The sequence below is a fragment of the Dyadobacter sp. UC 10 genome (assembly GCF_008369915.1).
Classification (GTDB): Bacteria; Bacteroidota; Bacteroidia; order Cytophagales; family Spirosomataceae; genus Dyadobacter.
Genome location: NZ_VSRN01000001.1, coordinates 3383017 through 3401763, shown reverse-complemented (window position 1 = coordinate 3401763; position 18747 = coordinate 3383017). Strand labels below are relative to the sequence as shown.

At 46.9% G+C, this 18747-nt stretch carries 12 protein-coding genes; 6 read left to right on the top strand and 6 right to left on the bottom strand.

What is annotated here, in order from left to right; all coding sequences use genetic code 11:
* Positions 1–133: 133 nt before the first annotated feature.
* Positions 134–4321 carry a M4 family metallopeptidase gene (locus FXO21_RS14085; RefSeq protein WP_149640667.1) on the top strand — a complete coding sequence of 1396 codons (4188 nt, stop codon included), beginning with the start codon at positions 134–136 and terminating at the stop codon, positions 4319–4321.
* On the opposite strand, the gene FXO21_RS14080 is transcribed toward FXO21_RS14085, so the two are convergent.
* The 3 genes from FXO21_RS14080 to FXO21_RS14070 all read right to left on the bottom strand — a co-directional run bounded on the left by FXO21_RS14080 (position 4308) and on the right by FXO21_RS14070 (position 7312).
* Positions 4308–5183 (bottom strand): mechanosensitive ion channel family protein, encoded by an 876-nt coding sequence (locus tag FXO21_RS14080; protein ID WP_149640666.1) that lies wholly within the window; start codon positions 5181–5183, stop codon positions 4308–4310. The genes FXO21_RS14085 and FXO21_RS14080 overlap by 14 nt on opposite strands.
* A 133-nt stretch (positions 5184–5316) precedes the next feature.
* The gene (locus FXO21_RS14075) at positions 5317–6171 is read right to left on the bottom strand and encodes an SHOCT domain-containing protein (RefSeq protein WP_149640665.1); all 855 of its coding nucleotides are present in this window, start codon (positions 6169–6171) and stop codon (positions 5317–5319) included.
* 55 nt (positions 6172–6226) lie between these two features.
* Complete coding sequence (locus tag FXO21_RS14070) at positions 6227–7312, bottom strand: M48 family metallopeptidase (protein ID WP_149640664.1); 1086 nt, start codon at positions 7310–7312, stop codon at positions 6227–6229.
* A 142-nt stretch (positions 7313–7454) separates the two neighbouring features.
* On the opposite strand from FXO21_RS14070, the gene FXO21_RS14065 reads away from it, so the two are divergent.
* Positions 7455–7718, top strand: coding sequence for a filamentous hemagglutinin (locus FXO21_RS14065; RefSeq protein WP_149640663.1), 264 nt, complete (start codon positions 7455–7457; stop codon positions 7716–7718).
* A 250-nt stretch (positions 7719–7968) separates the two neighbouring features.
* Positions 7969–11745, top strand: coding sequence for a carbohydrate-binding protein (locus FXO21_RS14060; RefSeq protein WP_149640662.1), 3777 nt, complete (start codon positions 7969–7971; stop codon positions 11743–11745).
* Between the two features lie 35 nt (positions 11746–11780).
* Here FXO21_RS14060 and FXO21_RS14055 read toward each other — a convergent pair whose 3' ends face one another.
* The gene (locus tag FXO21_RS14055) at positions 11781–12794 is read right to left on the bottom strand and encodes a GlxA family transcriptional regulator (RefSeq protein ID WP_149640661.1); all 1014 of its coding nucleotides are present in this window, start codon (positions 12792–12794) and stop codon (positions 11781–11783) included.
* A gap of 271 nt (positions 12795–13065) precedes the next feature.
* Here FXO21_RS14055 and FXO21_RS14050 point away from each other — a divergent pair, with 271 nt between their 5' ends.
* The gene (locus tag FXO21_RS14050) at positions 13066–14268 is read left to right on the top strand and encodes a peptidoglycan DD-metalloendopeptidase family protein (protein ID WP_149640660.1); all 1203 of its coding nucleotides are present in this window, start codon (positions 13066–13068) and stop codon (positions 14266–14268) included.
* 79 nt (positions 14269–14347) lie between these two features.
* Here FXO21_RS14050 and FXO21_RS14045 read toward each other — a convergent pair whose 3' ends face one another.
* Positions 14348–14758, bottom strand: coding sequence for a hypothetical protein (locus tag FXO21_RS14045; RefSeq protein WP_149640659.1), 411 nt, complete (start codon positions 14756–14758; stop codon positions 14348–14350).
* A gap of 198 nt (positions 14759–14956) precedes the next feature.
* Between FXO21_RS14045 and FXO21_RS14040 the strand changes: the two genes are divergently transcribed.
* Complete coding sequence (locus FXO21_RS14040) at positions 14957–16885, top strand: tetratricopeptide repeat-containing sensor histidine kinase (RefSeq protein WP_149640658.1); 1929 nt, start codon at positions 14957–14959, stop codon at positions 16883–16885.
* A 21-nt stretch (positions 16886–16906) separates the two neighbouring features.
* Positions 16907–17524 carry a response regulator gene (locus FXO21_RS14035; protein WP_149640657.1) on the top strand — a complete coding sequence of 206 codons (618 nt, stop codon included), beginning with the start codon at positions 16907–16909 and terminating at the stop codon, positions 17522–17524.
* Here FXO21_RS14035 and FXO21_RS14030 read toward each other — a convergent pair.
* Positions 17493–18593: an aminotransferase-like domain-containing protein gene (locus tag FXO21_RS14030; protein WP_149640656.1), complete on the bottom strand. Its 1101-nt coding sequence runs from the start codon at positions 18591–18593 to the stop codon at positions 17493–17495. The genes FXO21_RS14035 and FXO21_RS14030 overlap by 32 nt on opposite strands.
* Between the last annotated feature and the right edge of the window lie 154 nt (positions 18594–18747).

The following is an 18747-nucleotide window of genomic DNA, read 5'->3' as shown; positions in this document are numbered from 1 at the left end:
AGTACCACCTTAAAAAGCCGAAAATAATCCTCCTGATCAGTAGCTGCAAGCCGTCTGATAATCGATTTATCAAGTATGCCTGGTTCTACAGAAATTCCATAACATTTTTTGGAACCTTCTGATTAGGTATACGATGAAATCTCCTATCCTCCTCTTAATTGTTTTTCTGTTTTTCAACGGATCATCTTTCGCTCAAAATAGCCGTCAGAGAGATATTGATGCATTTGCCAGCCAAACTGGCGCAATCACGACCACAGACAGGGCTACCAATTCTCTCAATCATCTCAGGTTTCCGATCGGCCAAGCGCTCAATCTGGAAGGCTCTTCGCCTGAGCAAAAGGCATTGTTTTTTATTACGAAGTATGCTAATCTGTTCGAAAGAAACCCGGCTAAAGATTCCTATCAGGTCAAAGAAGTTAAAAGAGACAACTACGGGCTTGATCACGTCGTCCTGCAACAATTCCATGATAGGGTACCCGTTTATGACGGGGTTTTAAAATTCCATTTTAATAAAGAAGGCAGACTGACTTCTCTGAACGGCAATTTCATCATCGCTGAAAACCTGAATGCAACTCCGTCAATATCATCGGAAGAAGTTGGGCAAACCGCGATCAAGCTGGTGACCGGGCAGAAAACCGGCAAGTTTGCAGCACCATTGAAAATCAATAAAAATGCGCTGTTTGTATTTCAAAAGGGTCTTGCGCAAGGCTATAAGGGGCCTCTGCATTTGGTCTATGAAGTGGAAGTACGCAATGATGCAGATGTCAGAGAGTTTTTGTATATCGATGCACATTCAAAGGAGCTGGTGGAACAGTTCACGGGCATGCACAGCATTGATCGCAAGTTGTATGAAACATCCGTTTCTGATCCCAATTTGAAATGGCAGGAGTCGGATGGAACCGGCGGGGCGAAGTACAATGCCCTGGATCAATGGCAGAAATCAGAAGTTGATGCGGCGGGGCATATTTATAATTTGATGAAGAATGCATTTGGGCAGAATTCGTATGATAATGCGGGGGCGGCGATGGTTACGGTTCATAACAATATCAATTGTGCCAATGCAAGCTGGAATGGCTCAACAGCTAATTTCTGCCAAGATGTTGCGGCTGATGATGTGGTTGCCCACGAATGGGCGCATGCGTATACTGAATATACAAGTGGACTCATATATGCCTGGCAAGCTGGCGCACTCAATGAATCATACTCAGATATATGGGGAGAAACCGTTGATCTATTGAACGCCTACTTTGACAATGGAGAAAACAACGGAATAAGAAATGCCTGCGGAAGCTCAACAAGATGGCGCACCGGAGAGCAGGCAACGGCCTTTGGCGGTGCAATTAGAGATATGTGGGATCCTACCTGCAACGGAGATCCTGGTAAAATTTCTGATCAACAATATTGGTGTGATAACGGAGACGCTGGCGGAGTACATTCTAACTCTGGGATTTTGAATCATGCATTTGCTTTATTGGTAGATGGCGGCAATTACAATGGAAAAACCATTCAGGGCCTCGGCCTCACAAAAGCAGCCCACATTTTCTGGCATGCCCAAGAGGTTCATATGACTTCAACGACAGACTTTGCGGCGCAAGCAGATATACTGGAAGCTTCTTTAACAGACTTGATTGGAATCGACTTACCAAAATTATCAACGGAAGCTGTTAACAGCGGTTTTTCAGGTATCAAAATTACGGCGGCTGACCTTTCAGAATTGTCCGAAGTAATTGCTGCGATTGAAATGAGAATAGAAAATAACTGCAGCTTTCAGCCACTATTTAAGCCGGTTGATGTGCTATGTGATGGTGCCTCTCCACAAAATGCATTTTTTTATGAAAACTTTGAAAATGGGATCGCCAACTGGACGCTTAGCACCTCAAGTGCTTATGGAAACTGGACACCACCTCTTTGGAAGATAAACAATACTCCGCCGGCTGGTAGAAGCGGGAAAGTAATTTTTGCCAGGAATACGGATGGAAATTGTGAAAATAATATCAAAAGCGGCTCGACAAATATCAGCAGCCCTCAAATTACAGTTCCTGTGGATGCTATTGGCCCCTTCACTCTTGCCTTTGATCACTTTGTGTCACTTGAATCTGGACGGGACGGCGGAAGTATTAGCTACAAGATTAACGCGGGAGCTTGGCAAAATATCCCAGAGTCTGCATTCATTGCCAATGGATACAACACAGTGCTGTTTGATTTTTTTTCTGGTGGAAATGAAGGTGCTGTAACCTCAGATTGGGGCCAGAGTCGAATCAATTTAAGTGCACTCGGACTCACCGCTGGCCAGTCGATTCAATTTCGATGGGAATTACATAGCGATGGTTGTGATGGATGGGAAGGGTGGTTTGTTGATGATGTTAGGGTTTATTCTTGTACCAGACCAACAGTGCAATTTACAGAAGCTGGTTCCTGGGTAAATGAAGGAGAAGCGAACATTTCTAATTCTGATCCATATGGATGCTTGCCTTTTATTGAAAAATCTGTCACAATTAAAATCAATAAAGCGCCTTCACATCCCGTAACTGTAACACTAAATAGCCCAACAGGGACTGCAAATAACGGCGTCAATTCGGATTACAGTATTACACCCGAATCGTTTGTCTTACAAGCGGGCCAGTTAGCTAAAGATGTCATTATAAGAATATACAATGATGCGTATGTTGAAGATAGCGAGTCCATCACGCTAAGTTATTCCTTGTCTAGCCCCGATGGAGGCAATGCAACGCCAGAAACATTCAATCAACAGCACGTTCTAACAATAACAGATGATGATATAATGCCTGGAACTGTGCAAAGCAATTTGATTTCCGCAGATTTCAATAATCATTCAATTCCCGCTGGCTGGAAAATTTCCGGATGTTGCAAGTATCCTGAAACCTGGGGTGTTGTCGACTGGGGGACTCAGTACTCATTAGACACAAGTGGCCCTCCATTACTTGCTATCTCAAGTGAACTGGGAAATGGGCCAATGGATCAGACGGTTGAAACTTCGGCCTTCAACGCTACTGAGCTGACATCAATAAATCTATCATTTTCGCAGTATTTGGGAATTTATCAATACGACTTCCCCGAACAGGCAATGATAGACGTTTGGGACGGAGCTTCATGGCATAACTTGCTCACACAAGATCAGGCAGGTGGAACATTGGGGTATTGGAAATCACCGTCCAACATCAATATTTCTATACCAATTGCCTATGCTAACCCTGCAATGAAAATTAGATTTAGGTATATCGCAAATTGGGATTACTGGTGGCTAATCGACAATGTTCAAGTTTCTGGAACTTACAAACCTGCGATTCAGAGTGCAGTCTCAACAACCCCCGACTCCCAATACCTAGGCCCAAACGCGACGGTCTACTTCCGTGACCCACAATCCAGCGATCTCATTGCCAAAATCAAAAACCTGACCGCCCACGATTATGGCTGTACGTCGGTTGAAGTCGACCGGGCCGGAACTGACAAAACGGCCTGGGTAGGCGGATACAGCATAACTACCAAAACTTTCAAAGTCACTCCAACCAACGATGATCTCAACGGAAATTATGAAATAACCCTATACTACAAAGCCTCAGAACTGCCCACTTTCAATGGAAATAAAATTAAGTCGATGGGCAAGAGCGAAGGCAGCATAGCCCAGGCGACTCTGGCAAACAGCATTTCTGCCCCCGCCAGTCTAGCTATTCTAAACTCCGACTTCGCTTATACAGCGACCTTCACTGGTGGTTTTAGCGGCTTTGGGCTTTCCGACGCGCCTGCGGGGGGCGCATTGCCGGTGACTCTGTCAAAATTCGAAGGGAAAAATACTGCCGAGGGAAATGTTCTTTTGTGGGAAACAGCTGCGGAAGTTAATAATGAACATTTTGTGATCGAGAGATCTACCAATGGAAAGGATTTTACCGCGATTTCAAAGATGGCGGGTGTTGGAACTTCGGCAATCACCAATAAATACAGTTTTACCGACCGTACCCTTGAAAGGGCATTGCATTACTATCGGCTAAAGCAGGTAGACAAAGACGGCACGTTCGCGTACAGCAAAATAATTGCGATACAATCGCCAGCTAATTCCGGCCTAAAATTTTTCCCCAACCCCGTGCAATCGACCTTGTTTTTTGAAATATCAGATCTTGATATTGAAACCTGTAATTTGACCGTAACTAACTCAGCAGGAAAAATTGTTTTGAGGGATGAAAAATTAGTTTTAGAAAATGGGAAAATAGCGTTAAATGTGTCACAGTTGGCTCCTGGAATTTATATAGTTACGGCGTCTACTCCTTCTGGCAATTACAATTTCTCTATAATCAAAGCTCCTTGAAATCATGAGGGCTTGTTCCTACTCTTACCGGCGCTACCGGCGTCGGAAACGAAATCCCATTCTCATCAAAAACTCGCTTCACGGCCTTCATCGCCAAACTTTTCGCAGGCCCCGGGCCGATCCTGGCTTGGTCGATCCAGAAAAGGATTTCGAAGTCAATGCTTTTTTCGGTGAACCTGGTGAAGTTCAGTTCAACTCGTTTCGTCTTTTGTAAAAAATCCAGCTGCGTGATGACGGATAGCGCCAGGTTTTCTACGACGACCAGATCGTCTTTGTAACCAATACTGCAATCAACCTGCACCCTTCTTTCACCTGAATAAGTGAAGTTTACGATCGGTTTCTGGAAGATATCCTTGCTCGGCAACTCAACTTGCTGGCCAGCGAAATTATCCATCTTTACCGACCGCAACCCGATGGACAGTACCTTACCGGTAAATCCATTGGTTTCGATCACATCGCCCACCTTGATCGGACGTTGAATCGCGATGAAGGCACCTGAGATAAAATTCGTCGTCAGATCCTGAAAAGCGAAACCCAGCGCCAGGGCCAGCACGCCGGCACCAGCCAGCAGGGAAGTAACCGTTTTGTCCAATCCCAGTACACCCAGGGCGAAAAACAGGCCGGACATCACAATAGCGATCCTGGTAATCGCTGAAACCAGGCTGACAAGCGCAATATTCTGAGACGCCCGGCCAAGTACCTTTTCCATAAACCGGCTTCCATACCTCGCCAAAAAACGGAAAATGACCAGGATCACGATAGCAATCACCATATTTGGCACGAAACGAATCCCTTCGTCAAACCACCTGTCCAGCTTTACAGCTATCGGATCAACCACTTTTGAAATCTGCGCAAAAATCATTTTTAGAACTTAGCTTTTAAAACAGGTTCAAATGTGATCAATTATCAGACAAAAATTAATCTGAAACGATATAAAAAACAGCAGCGACCAGGAAAATTCCCAGCCGCTGCTGCCATTTTGGATAAGAAAAACCTTAAAGCCTTGTGAGCAATTCCTGTTTTTTGGATTTAAATTCCTCTTCCGTGATCTGCCCTCTCTCATATAGCACATTGATTTTTTCGATCGTAGCGATGATAATATCCTGCGGGCTATTCCCTGTACTTTCAGTTCTCAAATCAGCAGTAGCAGTGACATCGTATACAATCCCGGGCGTAGGTTGCGATTGTTCTTTTACTGAACCGTCGCCCGGCGAGGCGTCGCCCGGCGAGGCGTCGCCCGGCGAACCGTCGCGCGGCGAACCGTCGCGCGGCTCTGATATTACCGGGAGATTGTGGAGGTCCACGTAACCATCCTGACTTGTGAACCTGTACGAATTGCCAGGGCCCTGCTGCTGTGATACACCGGTTATCTGATGATGCTTCGTATCGTAGATCGTTCTCTTTCCATCCTCATCGATCACAAGCCTGTGCACCGGCGAAAAATATGCATAGTGAAAACTGTTTTGAGAGCCGCTTGAAGTCGGGTTTCCAAAAACTGCCGGCCAGGTGCCGGTACCCTGCTTCTGATAACTTTCGTGAGACGCATGTTCTCCATTCGACAAATCAGCCGATTCTTCAAAAAGCACCTTGGAAGTTACCAGGTCCGAAAGCTCGTTACAGATTTTGTCCACGGTTGTTCTTACCGAACTATTGAACATATCCCCTACCATTGTCATTCCTCCGCGCATCCATTGTCCCTGTCCGCCCAGCTCGGCAATATTGAACTGTGCCATTTTTCCGCCGCCGTTGATAACAGCTTTGAGCAGCGTTTCTACCGACTCGGTTTTCAGACTATATCTTTCAGCAATCTCCGAAACGTGCTGCTGACCTTCTTTTGTTAACGCTTTCATAATTAATCCGTTCTTTTCGCTGACAATCACAAAAATAGTGCCATCGCAGCCTTTGTCATTTGGTGCTTTTGAGATCAATCCATCGCTTTTGCAGTTCGGATTGATCCCGAATACCGGTTTGTTCCCGTGCCAATGCACGCGCCTGCTGCATCCGCTCTTCGGTCAGCGGGTGCATACTGAGCAGCTTGCTGTAACCCGCTTTTTGTTCACCTTCCTGCAACAAACTAAACAAATCCACGAGGCCTTTCATGCTGATACCCTGCGTCCGGAATATGCGGGCCGCGTTTTCGTCAGCCTCCGTTTCCAGAGTCCGTGAATAGGTGAGGTTCAAAAGCATATTCGAGTTTTCTGCAATGATCGCGACGATACCGGTTACGTCACTGAAAATAAAGGAAATGAACAGGTAACCTCCCATACTTCGAAAAAGGCTTCTTAGCGAATGCTGGTAGTGAACGTGCGAGACTTCGTGGGCCAGAAGTGCTGCCAGCTCCTCTTTTGTTTTCATCTTCTTCAAAATCCCGTCAAATACTACAATATGTCCTCCCGGAAGCGCAAATGCATTCGTTTCCTCGCTTTTTACAACGCTGATCTGAATCGGATAATCGGTTCTGAAATCAATCGCCTTGGCGAAATGATTAATTTTTCTGGACATTACCTCATCCTTTTTGTAAGCCGAAGTAATGTTTTCATACAAGGTTTCACCCAGCCTGACTTCCAGTTGCCGCGGAATTTTAGCGGCAATTTGCCTGGCTGCGAATGGGAGGAGCAGGAAGTAGGTTCCGGCCAGCAGTCCAAGCAGAAGAAGGATTAGCGCGACCAGAGAGAGCGGGCTTTTCAGAATTGTATTCGAAACTTTCTTTTCGAAAAAAGTCCCTTCAGGATACTTTTCCCTGAGTACTTGAGGAAAGTTCTCTGCGCTGCATTCAATGGTTTGCTCAGAAAAATCGTGGTACCTGAAGATTGCCAGGTTTGTAAAGCCCTGTTCTGTAACAATGCGTGCGAGCTCCCAGCGAACTGTGTGTGGCCGGTCATTTTCCCCTAAAAACCGGATCAGCCAGTGATCGGGCATGAGTGTGAGCGTTGCTTCGCGCACTACCGGGGTTGTTCCATCATTATACCGCACACTAATATTTTCCATCATACTGATCGTTTACGCGCACACCGACCTAATATCGGTTTTTTCAGATAATGTTTCCTTCTAATGCTATAATTTCCGCAACTGCCCAGTCAGGCACAATTATTTTAAAAGCGTGAATGTCAAATTACACTTCAACAACAAGATCATGGATATTTACCAAATAGCAGCATGGAGTTCTCCAACTTACGGAGGCGGCGATCCGGCAGGTCCCCCAGAGAATCCGCCCTTTGATCCAAGGCCGGAAGTACCCTCCCCGGATATTCCTGAAGAAACGCCGCCGTTCGAAAAAGAGCCCGAAACACCTCCTATACAACCGGATCCGGGCATTCCTCCGGTAGAACCGATCGTACCAGAAGTAGATCCAATCAGGGAGCCCGGCGGGGAACCCGATATTCCGGCATTCAACTGACCTCTTGCAGGGTCAGTTTTTTTTGGGCCAGATTTTTTGAGATCTATTTTCCAGGCTCACATTTCTTCAAATATCTTCTACATCCACAAGAACTCGTGCCACTGCCAGAAAATGCCACTGGGCTTTCTCTGGGCAATGATAAAGCCATTTTGTGTCCCATCAAACGACAGCTTCAGTATTTTTTTCCCGGTGGTGACTAAAAATCATTACGAACAAATACTATATTCAAACTAATTTTAACTCTCCTCATATGAAATATCTTTTACTCACCGTCATGCTATTGACTGGCGTCAATGGCTTTTCACAGACTTATCGTCCACTTTCCGGAAAAATCGAAGCAGAAAATTACGATGCCATCTCAGGCGTTGGAACAGAATCCACCGAAGATACCGGCGGTGGCCTGGATGTCGGCTGGATGAACGACAGCAGCTATGTCGATTACAATGTAACGGCACCTTCCGCTGGTTTTTATACTTTCAAAGTACGTATTGCAAATGGTTTCAGCGATCAGGCTTCCTTACAGATTAAGGGAGCAAATGGAGCCGTTTTAGGGCAGAGAATACTTCCGCGGACCGGCGGAATGCAGGGCTGGGCAACCGTAAATATGTTTGCTGCACTACCCGCAGGAAATCAGACCATTCGTTTTTATGCTGAAAAAGGTGTTTTTGCGATCAACTGGTTTGAAGCCGCGCTTTCTTCGGTTTCGTTACCGGGAAAAATTGAAAGTGAAACTTTTGATATAGCCAGCAATGTGCGGAATGAAAATTCCCAGGGCACAAGCAGTGGGGCAAATGTGACTGATATTGATGACAACGATTGGCTCGACTATAATGTAAATGTTACTGCTGCCGGCACTTATACATTCTTTTTTCGTGTAGCCAATGCCTGGGGCGACGGGTTGATAGAAATCAAAGAGGGAAGCGGGCCTACACTCGGGCAGGTGAGCATTCCCCGAACCGGCGGGTGGCAAAATTACGTGACAGTAAGTACCACCGCGACATTGTCCGCAGGAAGCCACATTATCAGACTGCAGACCACACGGGGCGCATTTAATTTTGACTGGTTTGAAGTAGCGGGTACGGTACCGCTTTTAACCCAAAACCTGCCCGGAAAGATACAGGCAGAAGATTTTCACGCGATTAACGGCGTCCAGACTGAAAACTCAAATGATACCGACGGAACTGCCAATGTGAGCGGCATCGACAATGGCGATTGGATGGACTACCATGTTAATGTGCAGACAGCCGGCCCCCATGCGTTTCATTTCCGCGTTGCGAGTGCGCAGGGCAATGGATTGTTCGAAATTAAAAATACGTCGGGAGATGTGCTGGGCGCGATAAATGTACCCTGGACAGGTGGCTGGCAGACTTACGCCACTTTCAGCGACACCTTAAACCTTCCTGCGGGGCACCAGGTATTGCGGTTACAGGCCAGCCGCGGCGGATTTAATTTCAATTGGTTTGATGTACAGTCAATTACGATTCAAAAACCTGCCGGGCTTATCACATTTGCTGCGCTACCGGCCAAAAACGTGAACGATAGTCCATTTGCTTTAACGGCCACCAGTACCAATGCGGAGGTTCCTGTAACATTTTCTTCTTCAAATACTGCTGTAATTACCGTTGCGAATGCAGGAAATACCTGGCAGGCGACCATTGTAGGCGAGGGAAGTGCGGTCATAACCGCCTCCCAGACAGAAAGTAACTCATTTTCTGCTGCCCAGCCGGTTTCACATTCACAAGTGATCAACCCAAACTCACCCTCAGCCCCTGCCAATAAAATTACGATCGACGGCAAAAGATGGTACCAGCTTACCAATGCAACCAGCTCGCTTGAACCGCTTTTTGACGGTAATACCCAGGTAAGTGTCAATACCGGCTGGGGCAAGGTGATCAACGACTATGAAGCCTACTATCCCGTGCTCGAAGGTGAGCAAATGACCCTGCAAAGTATTAAGTTCTTCGATTATGAAGGCTCTGCCGCCCAGGCGCCTATGACATTATCGGTTATTACCAGCAACTGGGAGCGCATTGAAATCGCCTCTTTCAAAGGATATGAATACAATAGCTGGGTGGGCCCCTACCCGGATGCCCAAGTTGCGGAGGAGGATAAATTCAAGCTCAATGCGCCAATCGGCAATATCAGATATCTGGTACTGCGTATTCAGGGAATCCTGCCGACTGAAATAGAATTATACGGCAGCTACACGCCTCCAAGCCAGGGCGTCACGCCGGTACCGCACAAATCCGTCAGATTGGGAGATACTTTTGGTGTCAATGGTTATGAGTGGAATTTTGAAGTCGGCAACAATCCGCAGGTTATCAATGAACCGCTGATGAACGCAGCGAAGAGCTTTTCCGGATTCCGTCATTATATGGATTGGGAAAAACTGGAATCACAGCAAGGAGTCTATTCCTACAACCCCACGATTTCGGGGGGCTGGAATTATGATGCGATATACGAACGCTGCAAAGCAGAAAATATAGAAGTGCTTGCTTGCCTCAAAACACTTCCCGGCTGGATGTTAGACAGCTACCCGGCTGGCGAGCGTGACAATGAAAATGTACCTGTTCATTTCGGAATGGATTTTACGTTGCCGTCATCTTATATTGAGCAGGCAAAAATGGGTTTTCAATATGCGGCAAGATATGGCAGCAATAATGCCGTTGACCCCGCATTACTGAGCACCCACAGCACGCCAAGATGGTGGGGCGATGTTCCTAACGCTGTCAAAATTGGTCTTAATCTTGTCAAATACATTGAATGCGACAACGAGCGTGACAAATGGTGGAAAGGCCGTAAAGCTTATCAGACTGCGCGGGAATATGCCGCCAATTTATCGGCATTTTACGATGGTCATAAAAATACCATGGGGGCCGGAGTCGGTATTAAAAATGCCGACCCGAATATGAAGGTAGTGATTGCTGGCCTGGTAACAGGGTCGGATTATATCAAGGGAATGGTCGATTGGTGTAAAGAGTTTCGGGGCTACAAGCCTGATGGCAGCGTGAATCTTTGCTGGGATATCGTCAACTTCCATTTGTATATCGACAATTCAACCATGACACAAAGCGGCACTTCCACGCGCGGCACCGCGCCTGAAAATATCAATGCAAAGAAAATTATTGATGATTACGTAAAGACTTCCCACGAGTTTTCACAGGATATGCCGGTTTGGATAACAGAAACTGGTTACGATGTCAATCAGGGAAGCCCTTTGAAAGCAATTGCGATCGGCAGCAAATCGGAGCTGGTTACCCAGGCCGACTGGATCTTGAGAACTTCGCTCGTTTCGGCAAGGTCGGGGATAGAGAAGGTATTTTATTACCAAATGTATGACGACAATAATGGTTCGGGCATGTTCGGCACTTCCGGCCTGCTCAACTCAGACCAAACCCGCCGACCGGCAGCCGATTACCTTTTTCAGGTCAATAAACAGTTTGGCAATTACAGGTACAAAGAAACCCTTCATTCCGACCCTATCGTAGACCGTTACGAGCTGGACGGAAAATCAATGTATGTACTCACCGTTCCCGACGAAATTGGCCGCACCGCAGCATACACACTCAACCTGAATGAATCAGGTGTTGCGAAGATCTATACCCCGCAGGTGGGTAGTAATAATATGAGCCAGCAGCAACTTCCGATCGTTGATGGACAAGTAACCGTCACCGCCGGCGAAACGCCCATTTTTGTGATCGCTGACGCATCCAGCGCAAGAATGGCAGCCACCGAGATGCCTGCACCACTCCTTGAAGAAGCCGCACTTCACGCCGATGTAAGTGTGTATCCCAACCCAACCACCGATTACATTAGCATTGACCTCGCCAACGGAAAAACCTCGGAAATAGAAATTAAAATTTTCGAAGCCGGTACCGGCCGCCTGCATCACAAATCGAAAGTACGCAAGGCGGGCAATAAATTTTCCCACCGGATCAGTATTGCCCACTTGCCGGCTAATATGTATGTGGTAGAAATCAGTCAGGAACAGGAGCGAGCATTCCGGAAAGTCGCTAAAATGAACTGATCGCAAAAATGGCCTGATTCGTCAGGCCATTTTTACTAATATGCTGCTCCTACCACTCGCCGGTCGAGCCGGGCGTTGCTTTCCAGCCGGGCGATATTGAATTTATCGCGGTATTCTTTCGGCGTCACGCCGGTACTTTTCTTAAATAGTTGCCTGAAAGATTTCAGGTCGTTATAACCCGAATTAAGCATTACTTCGAGCACGCTCTGGTCCGTCTGGGCGAGCAGCTTTTTGGCAGCTTCAATCCTCGTACGTTGCAGATACTCGATCGGCGTTACGCCAATTGCCTGTTTAAACCGGCGAACCACATTGCGGCGGCTGGCCGGAATATCCTGGATCAGCGTTTCGATCGTGCTTCCGTCCTGGTATTCTTTTTCGATTTTTTGCTGGGCAAGATTTACCAGGCCGTCACCATGATTCTGGGGCGGAGAAAACGTACCGAAATAAGTCTGCTGCTCGCGGTCCATATCGATCGCGAACATTTTAGCAGTGCGCAGCGTAAGTTCTTTTCCGCAATAATGCTGGATCAGGTAAAGCATGAGGTGAAAACTGCTGGTTGCCCCACCGCTCGTGTATATCCCCTTGTCATCGGTCACCACGCAATCGCTTTCCATGATCACATCGGGGAAATTGGTTGCCAGTGCCTGGGCGGAATCAATATGTGTGGTGGCTTTGCGGCCATTCAACAATCCTCCTGCGGCCAGCAAGAATGCCCCGGTACAAAAACTTGCCAGCTCAGCACCTTTTTTATGTTGATCCACCAGCCAGGGAATACACATCTGATTCGCGTAAATCGAACTTTTCAGGTCACCTGCGCCGAATGCAGGCACCAGGACCAGGTCCTGCCGGGGAGCTCCGGCAATAGGCTGCATCTGATAAGATCCATTAAATTGGGCTGGCTCCTTTTCGGGTGAAAAAAGCGTAATATTAAAAAATGGCTCTTGCCCCGCACCCTGGCAAAAGATGTTGACTGATTCAAAAACATCGAGAATAGCCGCCACGCTTAGCAGGCGATGCCTATTCGTAATCAAAAGACCTAATTGTACCATGGCTAAAAAAGACAGATTAGATTTATAATGTGAGTTCGAAGCGGCCGCCAATATAGAAAATCTTTTGTCTCGAATGCCCCTATTTCATAATTATTTAGTGTTAGGTTTTTGTTAAACAGGGATTTGGTTGGATTTTTCTGGCCACGAATACACGAATTTCCACGAATGTTCTTCGCTGCTGCTCATCTTTTGTACTGCGTCTATTTGCGAACCTGATCACTTCCGGTGGCACGAAATTATTAACGGCCGGGTGAAACTTGTGTTTGAATCGATGAGAACCTTGAAGAGCTATTTGCTGGTGGTGTTGATGATCGGGATGCTGGCCTCGTGTAAGCCGGTGCCGGTTTCGCACTGGTTCCCGGTGACGCCTCAGGAACATTACGAGCGGGATTTACTGCGCGCAAAAATGGAGAAAACTGTGGCAGGGCAAACCTGGTTCAGGGTTGGGGAAGCTGTGTTGAGCGATTCGGTACTTTCGGTTGCCCCTTACAAAGAGCGTTTTTTCCTGGGAGATTCGGTTCCCGCCCAGGCAATCCGGCTCGACATTCCCGAAGGACGAAAACTTGTTATTACACCCAATCGGGAAGACGGCGACACGATCAGCCGCCTTTTCGTTGAATTGTACAAAGTAAAACGCAATGGTAAAGCCCAGCGCCTTGACTACCTGCGCCAGGACGGAAATTCCCTGACATATATTAACCATGAAAAGGACACGCTGCTGCTGAGGATGCAAACGGGCCTGAATGAAAAGCTGGCTGTATCGCTCTCTCTGTCGACCCTGCCATCACTCGCGTTTCCGGTCGCCGGTCGCGGTATGCGTGATGTTATCAGTTTTTGGGGGGCCGATCGTGATGGCGGGATACGGTCACACGAGGGTATTGATATTCGTGCGAAAAGAGGTACCCCCGTCGTCGCTTCAGAAAGTGGTTTTGTAACGCAGGCGGGAACAAATAACCTTGGCGGAAAAGTGGTATTTCTGTCTTCTCTGTCAAATCCATATTCGCTCTATTACGCGCACCTGGACAGCCAGCTGGTTTCTGCCGGACAGCGTGTTACGTTGGGTGATACGCTCGGACTAGTGGGTAATACCGGCAATGCAATTACAACTTCCCCCCACCTGCATTTCGGCATTTACCAGCGCGGCGAGGGGCCGGTTAACCCTCTGCCCTTTATTGATGACCGGCTGGAAAAATCACCCGGTTTGCCGGAAATCTCCGAGTGGTTTGGAGATACGGTTTCTTTAAAGAGAAAGGCTAACCTTTTTACATCCGCACAATTTCAAAAAAACGGGCTGATCCGCACACTTCCTGCAAATACTGTTGTGCGGGTAATCGGCGAAATGTCGAAAGGCTACCGCGTTCAACTGGACGATGGAACAAAAGGTTATATTCCTACTGTACCGTTACAGCAATATCATCGGCAGCCCGTCCAAAGCACAGCAGCTATATCAGAGCAAAGGGTCATGCAAAAATAAATGCCGGAAAAAATCTCCGGCACTTACTAACAACTATCCCAATTGAAACTGAATCCTACGCTCTTCCCAAATACAAAACCTAGTCTTTGCGGGCAGCAATTTGTATTGCCTGACCTTTATAAAACACTGAAATAAGCAACGTCCTGGCTTTATCAACGCTCCCAATTTTCCTGGTATGTTCATACAGATCGAAGCCAGAGCTGCCGGTACTGCTCAAATGCATCGTTCCCAAAATTTCATCAGGCTCGCGATCCTTGCCCAATGTTACCTTCATTGTCCCCGTCACCATCTGGGATGAAAACCTGTCAAGCTGGAAACAGATGCCGGCGTCGTTCAAAAGCACACTTTTTCCGTCAATTTCCAGAGTGGTCACTTTGTAGCTTCCGGCGATCTGCGCACCCGGATCGGGAGCGGGCGGCTTGCTTTCTCCTTCTTTTACACAGGAGAAAAGCAACCCGGCCGGGATCAATAAAACAAAAAACTTTTTCATGGCTAAATAGATATGTCGAAAAAGGAACTGAAAACTTCCTTTACCCGACAATACAAAGGTAGCCTCACATCTTTTTGTCAATCAATCCTCTAAAAGCAGGATATTTAAAAAATCATGCTTTTAGAGGATATTTCCGAAACGTTTTATTTCTGAATTTTGCCTTTACAAATTTTCTGCTCAATCCCTCTAAGCCACTTTATGAAATCAGTTTTAAAAGCAGCATTTTTCATCCTGCTATGCCTGGATGCAGCCGCGCAGAACAGTGATAAAAATGCGATTTTGAAACGCATTCAATCCAGCAAACAGGATACCAATCTCGTCCTCGCATACATTGAATACGGGCAGTTCTACGAAAATGAAAACCTCGACAGCGCGGGTAAATACTATCTGCGCGCACGGGACCTGAGTAAAAAACTGCGGTATCCCACCGGCAATTTCAAGTTCATTACAAATTATACATACATCCTCAATCTGAAAGGAAAGTTTGACGAGGCGCTGACATTAAATAAGGAAAGTCTGGTGATCGCGCAGGAAATGAAGAACCAGCTGAATATTGCGAAGAGCCAGGCCAATATAGCCGCCAGCTACACCTATCTGGGCAATTTCACAGAGGCCGTCAAATATTATCAGCAATCGGCCGATAACCTGGAAAAAATCGGGGCGAAGCAGTATCTGCCGCGGCTGTATGTCAATATCGGGTCGGCATTCGAGCACGCAAACCTTTTCGAAAAATCGCTGACCTATAAGCAAAAGGCAGTGGCACTGGCCCGGCAGCAGAAAGACAGTCTGCAACTCGCTGATCTGATCACCAACATTGGCAACACCTACTTCAATCTGAAACGATACAAGGAGGGTGAGATTAATTTCAAGGAGGGCCTTGTGATCGCTCAGAATGTAGGATCGGAAATATTTGTGAGCCAGGCCTATATCGGCTTGTGCCGGGTTAACCGGGTGCTCAAAAAGCTGGATAAGGCCAGAGAGTATGGCGAAAAGGGACTTGGCCTGGCCAGAAAATCAGGTAATGTATTCCTGGAAATGGAATCACTGCGGGCGTTGATGTATGTAGCCGAAGAAAATGACCAGCCCGAACTATCGGCCCAATACACCGAACAGGCACTTAAGATCGCCGAGGAAAATAAAATGACGGACCAACTGATCGAGCTCTATGACGATTATGCAACCGACCTGAGCCGGCAAAACAAACATAAACTGGCTTATGATTACCTGATGAAATATGTGCTTCTCAACGATTCTATTCAGGGCGCCGACGTTCAGAAACAGCTTCAGGAGCTGGACACCAAATATGAAACTGCACAGAAAGAGAAACAGATCGTCATTCTTGAAAACGAAAAACAGACGCGCAATACACTAATATACGGCCTTACCGGCGGCCTGCTCGTGCTCGTGGTGATCGCTGTGCTCATTTACAGGAACATTGTGATTAGAAAACGGATCGCTGAAAAGGAGGTAATGCAGCTGCAACAGGAAAAGCAGCTTGTCGCTACCAACTCTATTTTGAAGGGCCAGGAAGAAGAACGCACCCGCGTGGCCCGCGACCTGCATGACGGTCTTGGCGGGTTATTATCAGGTATTAAATTAACACTTAATTCCGTGAAAGGAAATGTAATCCTGCCCGAGGAAAGCGCCCTGACGTTTACCCGCGCACTTAACCAACTCGATGGAGCGATCGGTGAAATGCGCCGGGTTGCACACAGTATGATGCCCGAAGCGCTTGTCCGTTTCGGGTTGATCGACGCATTGACCGATTTTTGCGACGGTATCAGCACTTCCGGCTCCTTAAAAGTGACCATGCAGCATTTCGGACTTGAAAAACGGCTGGATTCTTCCGTGGAGATCGTGCTGTACCGCATTGTTCAGGAGCTTTTAAATAACGTCCTTAAATATGCTGAGGCGACAGAAGTGCAGATCCAGCTGACCAGGGTGGAGGGAACCGTAAGCCTCACGGTTGAGGATAATGGTAAAGGATTTGACCTGGGCAAGCTCGAACAGAACAAGGGAGCGGGAATACGGAATGTGCAGGCAAGGGTAGATTATTTAAATGGCCGGCTTGATATTCAGTCCGCGCCTGGGGAAGGCACTTCGGTCCTTGTTGAAATTGAAGTGTAAAATGAATTTCAAATTCTGATTATGAGCATCAAGATCCTGATTGTTGACGACCATCCGCTGGTATTGGAAGGTTTGAAATCGTTGCTTACCGATTGTGAAGGTATTGTAGTAACAGGAACTGCCTCCAATGCGATCGATGCAATTTCATTCCTGAAAAACAATGAGGTAGATATTGCCTTTTTGGATATCAATCTGCCCGATATTAGCGGGATTGACCTTTGCAAAAAAATCAAAGAGCAATTCCCTACTGTGAAAACACTCGCATTAAGCACATTTAATGAGCGGGCTTATGTTTCGAGAATGATCCAGAACGGTGCATCGGGATATTTGATAAAGAGTTCGGGAAAGGAAGATATCCTGGAAGCGATCAGGCAGGTGCAGGCAGGCGGTTATTTTATGAATGTTAATTTTGATCAGGCCACTTCTTCGGCACCACCCAAGACGGTCCCTTTTTTAACAAGGCGGGAAAAAGAAGTTTTGATTTTAATCGCCGAAGGCCTGACCAACCCGCAGATCGCCGAGCAACTTTTCGTCAGCGTCACCACGGTGAATACGCACCGTCAGAACCTGTTAATGAAGTTTGAAGTATCGAACACCGCCTCTTTGATCAAGCTTGCGGCGGGATTGGGGTTGATTTAATTGGATAGCGTTTTCTCAGGGCTTCGGCGATAATTTCCAATCCGGTCCGGATCTGGGAATGGCTCTCTACATTACCCAGCGATACCCGAAAACCATTGTTTCCTGAATCCTTTTCAACCTGATACGCCAGGCTCGTGACGACCTCGACGCCAGCGTTTTTCAACACACCTTCAAATGCAGTTACATTCATATCAGGCGCAAGCGGGATCCAAAGATGAAAACTGTTTTTGTGAGAAATGTATGTTTGTCCTTCCAAAATTTCACTTACTATCTTTTGCCGCAACGCACCTTCTGCGCGTTTCTCCTCAATAATACGATCCGCGGCTCCGCTATCAACTAGTTTACCGACCAGTTTCGTCATCAACGTGGACGCGCCACTGCTTGAAATACGTATCCCCTCAACCAGGTTATGATGCCATTTGGAAGGCGCCGCGATGTATGAGGATTTCAGTCCGGCTGCCAGCGGTTTTGCAAAGCTGTAAATATAAAAACTTCTCTCAGGCGCGAGATGGGCAAAGGTTAGTGGCTGCTGCGGTTCCAGAAAACCGTAGGCATCGTCGTCGATAAGTATTAAATCAAATTTTCTTGCCACTTCGACGATTTCCAACCGCCGTTTCTCAGGCATAACAATGCATAAAGGATTATGAATGGTCGGCATCAAATAGACTGCCTTTACATCAGTCTGACTACAAATACCCTCCAATGCATCCGGCAGCATCCCTTCATCATCAAACGGACAGGGAACAAGGGTTACATTCAACATCCCTGCTAATGCCTTAAATCCATTGTAGGTAATAGAGTCAGTTACGATAACTTTTCCAGAAAGTCTGGTACCCAGCAATATAGAAGTCATCGCATTATGCCCGCCTCCGGCAATGTATGTGTTATCAGCGCTTATTTCGTGGCCCGGCCGTGACAACCAGCCTGCAGCAATTTCCCTATCGTCCTCTGCTCCCCCTACCGGTGCCATTCGAAAATTCGCTTCTTCAGCGTTAACGTCCGCAAAAACTCCGGTCAGAATGTCGTGCTGCGATTTAGAAAGAGGATAGTTGAAGCGAAAGTCAATCATGAATCGGATGTTTCGAGATCTTTATTATTGAAGTTTATAGCAGTATTGATAAACACCTATGATCTGCTTTGCACCATTTAGAAGAGATAAGAATTGAAAGCACGAAGCGCCGAAATCTAAGGAATTAATTTGCTCTCTTCGGCATTGAACCACC

Bases quoted from the DNA above. Each gene is read 5' to 3' on its own strand.
- FXO21_RS14085 (WP_149640667.1), top strand. From the start codon at position 134: ATGAAATCTCCTATCCTCCTCTTAATTGTTTTTCTGTTTTTCAACGGA.
- FXO21_RS14080 (WP_149640666.1), bottom strand. From the start codon at position 5,183: ATGATTTTTGCGCAGATTTCAAAAGTGGTTGATCCGATAGCTGTAAAG.
- FXO21_RS14075 (WP_149640665.1), bottom strand. From the start codon at position 6,171: ATGAAAGCGTTAACAAAAGAAGGTCAGCAGCACGTTTCGGAGATTGCT.
- FXO21_RS14070 (WP_149640664.1), bottom strand. From the start codon at position 7,312: ATGATGGAAAATATTAGTGTGCGGTATAATGATGGAACAACCCCGGTA.
- FXO21_RS14065 (WP_149640663.1), top strand. From the start codon at position 7,455: ATGGATATTTACCAAATAGCAGCATGGAGTTCTCCAACTTACGGAGGC.
- FXO21_RS14060 (WP_149640662.1), top strand. From the start codon at position 7,969: ATGAAATATCTTTTACTCACCGTCATGCTATTGACTGGCGTCAATGGC.
- FXO21_RS14055 (WP_149640661.1), bottom strand. From the start codon at position 12,794: ATGGTACAATTAGGTCTTTTGATTACGAATAGGCATCGCCTGCTAAGC.
- FXO21_RS14050 (WP_149640660.1), top strand. From the start codon at position 13,066: ATGAGAACCTTGAAGAGCTATTTGCTGGTGGTGTTGATGATCGGGATG.
- FXO21_RS14045 (WP_149640659.1), bottom strand. From the start codon at position 14,758: ATGAAAAAGTTTTTTGTTTTATTGATCCCGGCCGGGTTGCTTTTCTCC.
- FXO21_RS14040 (WP_149640658.1), top strand. From the start codon at position 14,957: ATGAAATCAGTTTTAAAAGCAGCATTTTTCATCCTGCTATGCCTGGAT.
- FXO21_RS14035 (WP_149640657.1), top strand. From the start codon at position 16,907: ATGAGCATCAAGATCCTGATTGTTGACGACCATCCGCTGGTATTGGAA.
- FXO21_RS14030 (WP_149640656.1), bottom strand. From the start codon at position 18,593: ATGATTGACTTTCGCTTCAACTATCCTCTTTCTAAATCGCAGCACGAC.